The sequence below is a fragment of the Arthrobacter sp. D1-29 genome (genome assembly GCF_054130585.1).
Genome location: NZ_CP096383.1, coordinates 5,084,686 through 5,098,534 on the forward strand (window position 1 = coordinate 5,084,686; position 13,849 = coordinate 5,098,534).

At 61.8% G+C, this 13,849-nt stretch carries 6 protein-coding genes; 1 reads left to right on the plus strand and 5 read right to left on the minus strand.

The genetic code is table 11. The features are described from left to right. Positions 1–62: 62 nt before the first annotated feature. Positions 63–1,370, plus strand: coding sequence for a hypothetical protein (locus M1E17_RS23150; RefSeq protein WP_457964487.1), 1,308 nt, complete (start codon positions 63–65; stop codon positions 1,368–1,370). A gap of 171 nt (positions 1,371–1,541) precedes the next feature. Here M1E17_RS23150 and M1E17_RS23155 read toward each other — a convergent pair whose 3' ends face one another. From M1E17_RS23155 to M1E17_RS23175, 5 genes are all read right to left on the minus strand, one after another. Next, positions 1,542–4,268, minus strand: a complete 2,727-nt coding sequence (locus tag M1E17_RS23155; RefSeq protein ID WP_457964489.1) for a WecB/TagA/CpsF family glycosyltransferase — start codon at positions 4,266–4,268, stop codon at positions 1,542–1,544. A gap of 5 nt (positions 4,269–4,273) precedes the next feature. Further along, positions 4,274–5,728: a glycosyl hydrolase gene (locus M1E17_RS23160; RefSeq protein WP_457964491.1), complete on the minus strand. Its 1,455-nt coding sequence runs from the start codon at positions 5,726–5,728 to the stop codon at positions 4,274–4,276. A 28-nt stretch (positions 5,729–5,756) separates the two neighbouring features. After that, positions 5,757–11,273: a DUF4082 domain-containing protein gene (locus M1E17_RS23165; protein ID WP_457964493.1), complete on the minus strand. Its 5,517-nt coding sequence runs from the start codon at positions 11,271–11,273 to the stop codon at positions 5,757–5,759. 304 nt (positions 11,274–11,577) lie between these two features. Then, positions 11,578–12,918 carry a M18 family aminopeptidase gene (locus tag M1E17_RS23170; protein WP_457964494.1) on the minus strand — a complete coding sequence of 447 codons (1,341 nt, stop codon included), beginning with the start codon at positions 12,916–12,918 and terminating at the stop codon, positions 11,578–11,580. A 41-nt stretch (positions 12,919–12,959) separates the two neighbouring features. Then, positions 12,960–13,844 (minus strand): intradiol ring-cleavage dioxygenase, encoded by an 885-nt coding sequence (locus M1E17_RS23175; RefSeq protein ID WP_457964496.1) that lies wholly within the window; start codon positions 13,842–13,844, stop codon positions 12,960–12,962. Positions 13,845–13,849 lie beyond the last annotated feature (5 nt).

Consider the following 13,849-nt stretch of genomic DNA (forward strand, 5'->3'; position numbering starts at 1 on the left):
CAGTGAGCAGGACAATTTTCCGTCTAATCCATTCACCCCCACATTGCCCGCGAGGAGTTCATATGTCCGCAAAAGCCCACCGCGTTGCCGTCCGCAAGCGGTCTGACGTCCACGTCTTTGCCCTGACAACCGTCATAGGGCTGATACTGTCTGCTGCGCTGAGTGCATGCGATGCGGTTGATGTGGGTTCGGCGGGCCCGGCCGGCAGTTCGGCATCACGGATCGGCGACCTGCCGAGGATCCCCTGGGAAGGTGGTCCAGCCTACTGGGATAGGTTCCCCAAGGCCGCTGCCGCCGGTTGGAACGATCCCTCGTTCTTTCCGATCTCTGTATTTATGGGTAAACCCGAGCACGCTCAGCAGTTGAAGGCGCTCGGTATCAACACCTACATGGGGGCTGAGCATGACGGCTCGCCGCTATCAGCCGTTACTGGCAAGGGCCTCTTTGTCCTGCCCCAGGACGAATGGTCAACGGCGGAAGTCGGCGACGATGCACGCGCCGTCGGTTGGTTCGTGTCCGACGAATGTGACATCGGTCTGGGCTGCTCGGGCTTGGACGCCGCCGCCAACCTGATAGATCAGCAACAGAAGGTCGCCAGGATACGTGGGCTCAATGACAACCGCTTCACCATGGCCAACTACTCCAATGGCGTCCTGGACACGTACTGGGCTCAGGGTTCAATGGCCGAGCTGATGAAAACAGTGGATGTAGCCAGTGTGGACAAGTATGCCTACACGAGTCCTTTCGTTGATGATCAGTTAGCTCATTCGCCGCATTGGCCAAGTGGCGTTGAACCTGCTTCCTCAGGCGCCTACGGCTGGCTGGTGGACCGGATGCGGTCTTATCAGGATCCGGCCGGCGTCCATCCCAACTGGATATTTATCGAGTCGGCACGGCCTCTCCTCCTCGAAGACGGTTCCCTCACCATTTCCCTGGAGCAAATGGAAGGCGCCGCCTGGTCAGCCATCATCCATGAGGCACGAGGACTGGCTTATTTCCAGCACAACAACGGCAGCACCTGCGGCTTCTACTCCCTGGTGGACTGCGATACCGACCGACTTAATGGGATCCGCGCCATCAATGCCCGTATACAGGCGCTGGCACCGGTACTGAACACCCAGTCTTACCAATACAACTTCAACACCACAACGGACACAATGCTCAAGGAATTCCAGGGCTCCGCATACATCTTCGCCGGCATTGGACTCACACACTCGCCGGGCCAAAAAACCTTCACCCTGCCGGCAGGTGTTACGTCCTCCATTGTTGAAGTGGTTGGTGAAAACCGGACGCTGAACGTGGTGGGCGGCCAATTCACCGACAACTTCCCGGCTGAGTACTCACACCACACCTACAAAGTGTCCCTCTGATATGTTGGCTGCGGTTGTCCGTGGGCGTGGATGAGCGGCCTCCGGCTTTTTGTTCCGGGGCCGCTCATCTGTGTGCCGTAGGTCCGGTCCGCGAAGGCGTTGACAGAGTCTGTGCGACTGCAGTGTCAGTGTCAGCCTGATAGTGGCGGGATGATTGCCGGTAGACGACTACTAGCGGCTTGAATCGTCCCGCTCCCATGCGACAGGCCCGGGGCGGAGGCGGCGTCCGCGGACGGCGAAGGCCGCATAGGCGGCGGCATCGAACGCCGATCCAGGGCCCCTGACTGACCTCAGCAGTTGGCCAACAGTGCGGAAGGTACCGGAGCCCGGCATTGTTTTAAGTTCTGCGTTGCCCCTATAGACCCTTCGCAGGATAGCTAAAAGGCCCGATGTCGACCGGGGTGTGCGGATGATGACAGGCGGGCAATGGACGACGGTCTTCTCGGAGCTGTCAAAGAGGCGGTCCACGTAGCAGTCGTCGGCAGTGACTGTGGGAAATTCGCCAAGTCTCTCGTGGCCCTTGAGGCTTATGCCGTAAACTCCTGCTCCCCACATTGATTCCGAAGCCTGCGGCAAGCGGTTCCGCGCACGGTAGTAGGCCCGAACCGGCCAGGATGCGCCCTCGGCGTCGTACCTGAACTCGGGGCGCGCACACTGGACGGTCCCGTCGCAGGACAGCAGTTCCAACGTGGAACGGAGCGCTTCGGCCGGCACCTCGATGTCGGCATCCAAGTATACGCGGGGCCACCGAGTTGCCACACGGTCCCCCGCGTTCAGGGCCGCGACCTTTGACGCTTCAGGGACGTGGAGGACCTGGACACCGGCAAACGATTCCGCAATGGCCTCCGTCCCATCAGTGCAGCCGTTGCACGCCACAATCACTTCCACGGCGCCGCTTGCCAACGGGACGGCCAGTTCCTCGAGCGTCCGCCGCAGGACTGCCGCCTCGTTGTGCGCCGGTATGATCACGGACCCCTCGGGAAACGCTTCTCGGCCCGCTGCTGTCTGGGGATAGCGGGTGGCGTGTGGCAGCTGCTCCCATCGCCGTTCCCGACTTACTATTGAAAGGATTTCCTTGCCGTGCGGCAGCGCTGAACGCAGCAGTGCTGCCAGGACCACGGCGGCCCGGAACGCGCGTGCGTAACCCGAGGAATGGAACTTCCGCACATACTTGATGCGATTAATCGTCATCAGGGCGTCCAACGCGGAAGAACTGCCCGAACCTCCCCGGCTGTGCCGCATCCGTGCCAGCGGTTCGAACCAGACACTGGCTCCGGCCTCTCGAACCCGCCGCAAATAGTCCGTTTCTTCGGAGTACAGGAAATAGCCTTCTTCCCAGTCTCCCACCAACTTTGCCACTTCAGGCCTGATCAGGAGGGCTGCTCCCGTTGCCCAGTCGATTTTGTGGGCATGAAGGTAGCTTTCTGGATCGAGATCCATTTCGGCCAACCAGCCCGGACGCCCCGGGAGCTTGCTTCCCATCAGCGCATCTCCGATCGCCCGGGAAACGCTTGGCTCCCGGCGTAGGGATGGGTAGACACTACCGTCGTCGTCGAGCAATAGGGGGACCACCACGCCGGCCCCGGACGAAGCCAACCTGTCCCGCAGCGCCCGGACCGATCCCGGCACCACGCGCATATCCGGGTTAAGTATCAGATAGGAATCGGTGTCGCCCGCCTTGATAACGGCCGCGTTGATTGCAGCAGCGTAACCGACGTTTCCCCCTGTCTGGAAGACGAAAACGTCAGTCTGATCCGTCAGAGCCAAAATAGTGGACGGTGCCGGGGAATTGTCCGCGACGATGACCTTGATTGATTGATCCTCTGTCTCCACTCTCAGACTTTCAAGGAGTATCGGGATATCTTTTTCGCTGTTGTAAGTGACCACAAGAACGGCAACGTCGGTATGTTCAGCTCTCGGCGAGAACGCTTGCACGCGCGCGATTCTGCGAACTGGCGATGTGCCAGCCTGTCCAGGCGTCAAACGCCCGCGGCCGGTACCGCCCGTCGCGCTTCCCGGATGGCTGATACCACTGCAGCGCCGGAGGTTAAGGTAGGCTTCCGGCCCGTCCACCAGATAGCGGCGCGCCAGCCGCCTGGGCTCGAGCGCGAGCCGCCAGGCCCATTCCAAACCTGCGTTGCTGACCCGTGCTGGAGCCCTGCGCACACGTCCTGCAAGGAAGTCCACTACAGCGCCAAAGGCCAGCATCACCTTCGCTCCTGTCAAGTGGCCGAACTCGGAGATCCAAAGTTCCTGGCGGGGTTTGCCAAGGCAGACCACCAGGATGTCCGTCCGGGCTTTCGAAATTTCGGCCGCAAGGTCACGTGAAGCGGCCGTGTCCACAAGTGAACTGCGTTCGGGAGCCCACCAGCCAGCCACAGTGAGACCGGGATGATCGATGGCGAAGTTTTCGCGTATCAGGTCGTGGCACTGAGCGGTTCCGCCGATGAAACCCACCCTTAGTCCGGCGCCTTCGGCGGCATCCAACAATGGCCCGATAAGGTCACTTCCGGAGAGCCGCGGCCACTTCCGCCCAGTGATCACCGCGGCTTGGGAAACCAGGGGAGAGCCGTCCAGGAGCGTCAGCCATTCCACCGGTGCCTGGTGGTCCAAGGTGTCGGCCCACCGGCTGTCCTGGCCGAAGTGCTTCACATGGTCAAGGTTCGCGGAGGCCACAGCCAAGGGCTGGCTTCCGCCGGCCCGTGCCCGGTCAACGATGGTCCTAAGGGCGTCATCGAGTTCCAGCAACTTGACGGGCACACCCCCCAGCTTCACCCATTCGCTGACGCTGTCCTGTCTGGCCAGTCCGCCTTCCTTGGAAAGGACCGGGCGTTGGCGTACCGGCCGCAGCAGTGCCGCGGGCTGCACGAGGCTTCGGAGGGAGCCTGACAGTGTCATAATGCCTAGCCTTTCGTGGGTGTTCCGGTCAAGGTAAAGACAGAGCCGGGAGCGGCTGTAAAGGTGACTATCCCGTCCGTCAGGACGGCTGGATCGCCGGCCTCCATGTTCCTGCGGGCGTCCGTGGTATATGTTGCGAGCTGCATGTCCTGGACCACCCCAGGTAAGTGCAAAGTGGCCACCACATCCCTGTCGGACGTGTTGTTCCCGAAGAATGTGATGCGCCCCGTCGCCTGGTCGAGGAAGGCGACCACCCTGATGCCTTCGTCGTCGGAGGATACGGCTATCCGCACGGCGTTACGGGGGGTGTGGCTGATCAGTTGCTGCATCACGTAATAGGTTTTGCGCGGTGTGTAGTTTCCCGTCGTCTGGTCGTAAGCCAGCAGGCCCCAGTAGCCCATGCTTTCGTGGTGTTCGTAGTAGCCGTCCCAAGCGTCATACTGCTGCAGCCCTGCGGCTCCCTGTTCCAGGAGATTGAGGGCGTATGCAGCAGTGGCGGCGGCGGATGACCAATCCGTGGGGTTGGGTGATCCGTTGTCACAGCCGGGGCAGGGACCCGAAAATTCCGTGACCCAGAAGTCCAGCCCCGGGTTGGCCAATCCTTGCAACGCACGCTGCGTCCCTGCCGAGTCGCCGTCGTAGGTATGGATGGCGAAGTGCGCCAGCCGCTCCACAACAAGTGGGTCCTCTGCCAGTGCCGGAAGGTACTTCGAGACCCCTGTAGATGCAGACGCCGTGTCCGGCCCTACGAGGCGGATATCGGCAAGGTCCAGCTCGTCGAGGCGGACGATGAGTTTGTGGAGCATCCGCACGTACTGCTCAGGCCCTACCTGCGGACCTTCGATGCCGTTCCAGTCCGATTCGTTCATCGGTCCGAGCAGTGTGAAGTCCAGGCCCCGGACTGTGCGGCCATAGGCCACCATGGAGGCGATCATGCGTACCCAATGATCTTCGTGGGCCTCGTCGATCCTGTTGCCACCCATCCAGCCCGGCACGCCGCCCATGACATTGACCATGATCTGCTGCCCGGGCTTGGAGTCGATGTACGTGATGGTGTCCCAAAGGTCGGCCATCTTTCCGTTCTCATAGATGGGCGTGTAGCGGTCCCAGTCGATGGTTTCCGTGCCGCCGGGGATCTCCTCGGTTTCCCAGTCCGCCCTGTCGATGATGACTCGCCAGGTCACCTCCCCCAGCCCGGCGATTTTGTCGATGGCGGGTTTCAGCTCGCCGTCATTCCAGCTGTGGACATTGGCGTTCACACCCAGGCCGGACATCTGCTGGAATTCAGTCACCTTGCCCAATGCTTCCGACGTGGGCTGAACGGCGGGCTGTCCTCCGGAAGGGGGTGTGGCATGCGTCGTCCGGATGCTTCCTCCGTTTGCGCCAGCCGAGCATCCCGCCACTTCCAAGGCCAGCAGACCTCCCAGCGCTATGGTGGCAACCCTGGTAGCCCATCTCATCCCGTGTTCCTTGGTTGTCTGTCGATGGCTAGGAACGGGTAAAAACGACGTCGACCCAGTAGTTGGTATTTTTGAAGCTTTCCGTTGGGAAGGCCGCGCTACCGTAGCGGTAGACACCATTTGCTCCATCGACGCCACTGGCCAGCCCGTGCAGCGGAGGGTTGTCCGCAGATGTACCGCTGAAGTAGTCCTTAGTCGATGAGTAGAAGCCCACAGGTGCGTGATAAGAGACAACATAAGTTGTGTTTGCTGCGATGGGGACGGGCGTGGCGAACAGCGCCTGCTGCCAGCCGGAGCCTGTTTCGCCCGTAAAGGTGACGGATGCAAGCAGGGCACCGGTCGATGACCAGAGGTGGCCAACATGCGTTCCTGTGTTGGAGCTGCCCTTGAAGAACCGGACTCCCGTTACCGTTCCGGCTACATCGGAACGGAACTTCATGCCCACCTCCACGGCCTTTCTGTCGTTGGAGTTGGCAACGGTTGGAACGGCGGCGGGACTGAAAACGCTGCACGGACAGGCTGCCGGGGCAGCCTTGGTGGTGAAAGTCCAGGAGTAAGGCGCAGTCATTGCCGTGCCGGCGGCATTCGTTGCGCCGCTGACGGTAGCCGTGAAAGTGGTACCGAACGCTAGTGCCGCAGCAGGCGAGAATGTGGATGTATTCGTCGCCGGATCATAGGCGGTTGACCCGGGTACGACAGTTCCCGTGGCATCTTTTAGACCGAAGACCACCGACGATCCCGTCACCGCTTGGTCGAAAGTGGCCGTAGGGCGCACACCCTGTGATACGTCCGTTGCGTTGCTTGCTGGTGAAACGGCGGTTACTGCCGGCGCTACTCCCGACGTGCTGGCGTTGAAGACCACGTCTACCCAGTAGTTCGTACTGTTAAAACTTTCGGTTGGGAAGGCCGTTGCGCTATACCGGTAGACGCCATTGGGTCCATCGGTTCCACTCGCCAGGCCATGCAACGGCGCCCGGTCAACGGCGGATGAGAAGTACCCGCTGCTCGATGAATAGAATCCGTCGGGTGCGAAGTACGAAACAACATAGGTGGTGTTTGCGGCAATCGGAACAGGTGATGAGAAGAGTGCCTGCTGCCATCCACTTGCTGTCTCTCCGGCGAAAGTTACCGAAGCCAGGAGTGTTCCTGTCGAGGACCAGAGATGCCCGGTGTGCGTCCCTGTATTTAGTTCTCCTTTGTAGAACCGTACGCCGGCAACTGTGCCGGCAGTATCGGAGCGGAACTTCATACCGAGTTCCACAGCGTTGTTATCCGCGGTTGAGACCGTGGCGGGGACCGCATCTGGACTGAACACTGTGCATGGACAGGCGGCGGGGGCTGATGCCGTCGAAAAGGCCCAGGAGTGTGGCGCGCTCATGCTTTGCCCAGTGGAGTTTGCTGCACCACTGACCGTTGCTGTGTAGGTGCTGCTGTAGCTGAGTGCGGAGCGTGGCGTGAAAGTCGCGGTGGATGTGGCCGCGTCGTAAGCTACGGTGCCCGAAACGGCCGCGTTAGCAGCGTCCTTCAAAGTGAAGGCGACGGAGGATGGAGTCACCGCCTGGTTAAACGTCGCAGTCGGTTCCACGGCAACAGCCACGTTCGTAGCGTTGTTTGCCGGAGTTGAGGAAGAGACGGCCGGTGGTATCGCCGCCGCAGTTGTACTGAAGGCCCAAGCGTAAGGCCCGCCCATAGTCTGGCCGGTGGCGTTGGTGGCACCACTAACCGTTGCCGTGTACGTGGTGTTGTGGGACAGGGAGGCGGACGGCGTGAACGTCGCTGTGTTTGCGCCGGCGTCGTATGACGTAGAGCCGGCTACATCCGCGTTGGCTGGGTCCTTCAGGGTGAACACCACCGAGGATGCCGTCACGGGCTGATTGAAGGCCGCCGTCGGCTTCACGTCTACGGCAACGCCTGTGGCACCGGCCGCGGGTGCAACGGTCGTCACAGATGGGGCCGTCGTAGTGGCCGTCGCACTAAAGACCACGTCCACCCAGTAATTCGTATTGTTGTAGCTGTCCGTGGGGAATGCCGAATTTCCGTACCTGTAGACGCCATTTGGTCCGTCGACGCCGCTTGCCAGGCCATGCAGCGGCGCCCTGTCGGCGGAGCTGCCGAAGTATCCGCTGTTCGCCGCGTAGCGGCCGTTCGGTGCGTGGTAGGAAACTACGTAAGTAGTATTCGCGGTAATCTTCACCGGAGTCGAGAAGTCTGCCTGCTGCCAGCCGGAGGCGGTCTCTCCCGCAAACGTAACTGATGCAAGGAGTGATCCGGTGTTGGACCAGAGGTGCCCGGTGTGGGTACCGCTGTTGGAGGTGCCCTTGTAGAACCGAACTCCGGTGACGCTGCCGGCTACGTCGGAGCGGAACTTCATACCTAGCTCCACAGCGTTAGAATCGCTGTCGGCTGGAACAGCAGGCACGGAGGTAGGGCTGAACACCGTGCACGGACAGCTCGGCGGCGCAGCAGTTGTACCGAACGTCCAGGAATGCGGACCGGCCATCTGCTGGCCGGATGCGTTCGTGGCACCGCTTACTGTCGCTGTGTAGTTGGTGCTGTATGCCAGCGCGGCAGCCGGAGTGAACGTAGCAGTGCTGGACGAGGCGTCATAGGTGGTCGAACCACTGACGGCGGACCCGGCTGCGTCCTTGAGCCCGAAGACGACGGATGAGGCAATCACCCCTTGGTTGAAGGTGACCGCCGGCTTCACATCTACAGCGACGCCAGCGGCGTTGGTCGCCGGCGAAACCGCGGTCACCTCAGGAGCAGCGGGCTCCGCAACTGTCGTGAAAGACCACGAATACGGCGCGGCGATCGTTTCCCCTGCCGCATTCCTAGCCCCACTGACTGTTGCCGTGTAAGCCGTACCATTGCCCAGAGCACTCGCCGGAGTAAAAGTGGATGTGTTCTTTGTCGAGTCGTGGGCCAGTGAACCTGCGATGGTAGTGCCCGCCGAATTCTTCAGTGTGAACACCACCGACGACGCAGTCACTGCCTGGTTGAAGGTAACAGAGGGCTTGACGGCCAAGTCGACATTTGAAGCGTTGGGGCTTGGAGAGACTGATGAAACCGCAGGAGCAACTGTTCCCGACGGAGTGAATAATGCGTCCACCCAGTAGTACTCGGCATCAAAAACCTGGTTCGGGAAACTGGACGTGGAGCCGTAGCGGTAAAAGCCATTGGGTGCCCCCGGAGTACTTCTCGTGAAGTGAAGCGGAGCACTGTCTGTGCTGTTTGACCCCCCGGATGGAGAAGGGTTGTTGTAAAAGTAGCCAACATTCTGGGCATAGTGGCCGGACGGTGCGAAATAGGAAACCACGTATTTGGTATTCGCAGCAATAATCAAGGGCGGCGACAGCGTGGCGGTCTGCCAGCCAGTGGCGGATTCAGCGGTGAACGTGGCACTGGCCAGCCTTTGGCCCGACTCACTCCAGACGCTGCCGATGTGGGTGCCGGTGTTCCTGGTGGACTTGAAAAAACGGACTGCACTGATGGTACCGGGGACGTCGGAGTAGAACTTCGCGCCAATCTCGATCGAGCCAGGGTCACCGGCGTCCGTATTCGCTGGAACAAGATTTGCTCCCACAAGCGAGCAGGGGCAGGAAACATTGACAACACTCCCTGAGGAGGCCGGCCCCAGATTGCCGCTGTCGTCCACAGCCCGGGACCGCAACACTGAGTTGGGGCTCCCGTGCGCGTTCCACGTATAGGTCCAGTTTGTGGTCCCACTCGCGCGGCGCCATGTCGTACCACCATCGGTGGATACCTCGACGCCAGCCACTACGCCGCCCACGTCAGAGGCGGTCCCTGATACAGTGACGGTCGTGCCGTCGGCAACTGTCGACCCTGTGGCCGGCTGCGTCACGTTGGATGTCGGGGCCGTTGCGTCCGTAGACGCTTGGGCTGCAGAAAGGCCTGAAATCAGCGTTGTCGGCTGGGTCCGCATGTCGGCGAAGAGATTGATCGTGGCCTGTTGCATGTTCCGGTCCACGGCTTTGCCCGTTGTGTAGCCGTCGAGGCCCCAGGACCATTGGACAGTCCCGGCGCCGAACACCAAGGCGCCGCTGTTCGCCTTGTACAAAGTGAGGTTGTGGGTCGCTGGCTGACCAGGCAGAACAGTCGAGCCGTAATCCGTAAAGATCTCAGCGGAATTACTGTTCGTGTGAGACAGCTGGAAGGCGCCCGGTGGACGGAAGCCGTTATCCGCATCTATGTCCCATTCATACCCCAGCGTCCCTAAGCCATCCCCGAGGGTCACTAAAGCACCATTAGCCATCCCTGGAATTGATGTGCCCCGCCAAAACCGAAGGTGTTTGAACGCTGAAGGCACATCTATGTCTGCTGTCCCGGAATTGACCATGAAGTACTGGCCAGTGAGGGCATTTTCCGGATTCCCTCCACCGGTGGAGGTCCCATATCGCGGATCCCGCCAGGTACCCGTCCAGGAGACCGGATCCGTAGGGCCGTTGAAGTGCGTGTCCTTATAGGAGACCAGGGTCCGTCCGGCAGTGTTGGTGCCGTCAGAGCTGGGTTCCCATCTCGTTTTCCAGAACATTTCATTGCCGCTGAAGAAGGCGAGGCTGACACCTGCGTCCCGGGCAGCCTGGACGTTCGTCCGCTGTTCGGCGGACCAATACTCATCGTGACCCACGGACAGGAATGCCTTGTGGTTGAGCAGCAACGGGGCTTTGGTTGCGACATCAAGCCCGCTCATGTAGCTCACGTCGTAGCCGTTAGCCTCCATGAAGCGGATCATGGGATATTCGGCATACATCAGCCAACTGCGCCCCTGGTCATCCAGCGCCGAATTGAATGGCCTGTTGTAGGACACTTTGAAGGCTGCCTTGTAGGCCAGGGGGTTTCCCGGGGGGCAAGCTACGGTGCAGCTGTAGAGGCTGTTGCCGCCGTAGGTGTTGTAGGCCTGCCACGTGGTGTCGGATGTCTGGAACAGCATGTCGGATTTGGCGGCGTCATCGCGGACAACAAACGGAATAACACTCGCGGCGCTGTTGTCCGTCCTGACCAGCCGCGCCAGGTAGACACCTGATACCGCCGACGCCGGCACTGGCCAGGACGCCGATACAGCCCAGTTGCCACAGTCGATCAAACCTGTGGCCGGGAACGTGGCGCAGTTCGGTTGGGCCTGCGGCAGGGGTACCGAGGGAAGAATGTTGGGGGCGACTTTACGGGCACCAAGCCCCTGGTAGTAGCCCAGCCGATAGATGTCGATCCGGTACGCGGAGGCCGTCGTCTTAACCTTGAAGGTGACGGTCTGACCCACGTTGACGCTCATCGACGTCGCGTAGCCCTGGATGGTGCTGTTGCCCGCACCTGCCACCTGCCACTCAGACGCCGGGCTGCCGGGCTGGGTATTCTCGCAGGCAACCTTGCTGACCACCGGCGCATCGCACGGACCTGCGGCACGGGCAGGAGCCAGCAGCGAAGGGTCGGCCGCGACCGAAAGCGTCGAAACAATCAGTGCGAGGATCAGGGCAGGCACACCCTGCTTGAGGATCCGCCGGGAGAACAATCCAGGTGCAGACTTCATTTTTCGGCTCCATAGTCGCGGCACAACCACGCAGCGGCAGGGTTCGGGTCTGCACTCCCGTTTCCTGCCAGCGGTACCGGCTTCCCGGCACCTGCTGTCGCATTCAGATAGTTGTCACCGGTGTCCTGCGGGTGGCGAGACGTTGAGTCTCTCCGCCATGCGGTCCGGAACCATGGACCGCATGCCCACGGGGCATCCGTATTGTTCAACCGTAGGCTTGGCCGCAGCCGGGCACTATGAAAGCGCGGCGACTATGTGGGTATCCGCACCAGCTTTGTGGTGCGGAAATCATGCTAAAGAAGTCCTACGGAGAGGTCCTGAAGAACAGCTCCGCCACCCTGGCCAGTCCGTGCGGATCATCCACACCGCACAGTTCGCGGGCGGAGTGCATCGAGAGCAGCGGCACCCCAACGTCCACAGTGCGGATGCCCAGCCTCGTAGCGGTCAAAGGGCCGATGGTGGAGCCGCACGGCATCACATTGTTTGAGACGAATTCCTGGTACGGCACCTTGGCCTCCCCACACAGCCTGGCCCAGAAAGCAGCCCCGCTGGCATCCGTGGCATAGCGCTGGTTGGCGTTGATCTTCAGCAGGGGCCCGCCGTTGAGCACAGGATGATTGGCGGGATCGTGCCGCTCCGCATAGTTGGGGTGCACGGCGTGGCCCGCGTCCGCGGATACACAGAACGACGCCGCCAGGGCCTGACGCCGTTGGCCCGCCGTCGCGCCCAGCCCGTCGGAGATACGGACCAGCACGTCTTCGAGGATGGGACCACAGGCCCCGGAACGGGAATTGGAGCCAATTTCCTCGTGGTCGAATGCCGCCAGGACAGCGATGGGCGCTGTACCGTTTGGCGCTGTGCTGTCCGCTGCCGCGTCGGCGCCGTGCGCAATCAGTGCCATCAGCCCGGCGTGCGTGGCGGACAGGTTATCCAGCCGCCCGGCGGCAAAGAACTCACTGTTGGCGCCGAAAACCGAAGGGGCCTGCGTGTCTGCAATAACGACGTCGTACCCTCCGATCTCAGCCGCGTTCACAGAGTCGGCCCCGGACACGTGGGACGCCAGCACCCCCAGCAGGTCAAATTCGGCCGGGTCCCCGAGGCCCCATACCGGGTTCATGTGCCGCTGCTTGTCCAGCGTGAGGGCGTCATTCGCTGCACGGTCCAGGTGGATCGCCAGCTGGGGGAAACGCAGCATGGGACCGGTTGACGTGAGGTGCTGTGTGCCGTCCAGCATCACCAGCCTGCCGGCCAGGCGCAGTTCGCGGTCCAGCCAGGAGTTCAGCAGCGGACCACCGTAGATCTCAACCCCGGCCTGCAGCCACCCGTGGGCGCCAATGGTGGGCTTCGGCTTGAGCTTGAACGACGGCGAATCAGTGTGCGAACCCACAATGTTGAAGCCGGTGGTGGGGCCTGCCCCCTGCGGAACCACCCAGGCGATGAGGGCGCCATCACGGACGATGTAGAACCGGTCGGCCTTGCCGTCCGAAGTCCCACCCTCCCAGGGCTCGCGTTCGTCGAGCCCCGTGAAGCCGGCCTCGTCCAGCCGCCGGGCGGCTTCGTGGACGGCGTGAAAGCTCGACGGCGAGGCGCTGACATATGCGCCGAGGTCCTGGATGTGGTCAGCGGCGGTGGAAGGCAAAGGCATGGTCTCGAGTCTAGTGCCGGGCCACGGCCCCACCTGCGGCCCTAGATGGTGACGTTGAGCCCCGCCGTGTAACCCGTGGCAGCAGACCCTGACATGGTGGCGAGCTGGTAGACGCCGCCGTCCTCGCGGAACACCATGTCCGACTGCAGGGTGGTGCTGGGGAAATTACTGGCGCTGGCTTCGTAGCCTGCTCTGGAATAAACGTCACGGCAGGAGGAATCTGTGAGGGCGATCTGGGAAACAGCCAGGACCTGGCCGGCCGACGTCGCATTGCTCATGGATTCGAACACTTCAAAGTGGATGTGCGGCCATCGTCCCCGATAAGCCCCCGGGAAGATTGAGGCGAAGGTGACCTGGCCGTTGGCATCGGCTTCCTGGACACCGCGGAGGTAATTTTCGTCAGTCAGGCCCGAATCGTACATCGAGTACTTGCCGTCCTTGTCGCAATGCCATGCGTAGACGGCAGCGCCGGCCAGGGGCACGCAGCCGTTGGCGTTGTCCAGGAGCGTCAGGGTGAAGGTCAGCGGCACACCATCGGCCTTGGTCCCTGAGGTCCCGAAGCTGGAGGTGATGTCCCGGCGGACCACTCCGGAGGCCTCCAGCACATTGGGACCGTTGGAGCCGTCGCCAGGGTAGGGTCCGGCCGTTTCCTCCGGGATCTCCACGCCACACTCGGCAATGGCCCGGGTCACGGTGGGAGTTGCACTGGCGGAAGGTGCCAGGGAGCCAGTTGCGGAGGCAGTTTCTGTAGCCGCAGCGGATGATGTGGCCGGCGCCGACGATGATCCCCCGGGAGTACAGGCCGCCAGTGCCGCGGCGGCCCCGCCTGCGCCGAGGAACATCCCCAGCGAACGGCGGCTCATGAGCGTGGACAGATCGAACTCAAGGCCGCGGTCGTGGTTGGGATGGGGTTCGTGATTGGTCATGCCTC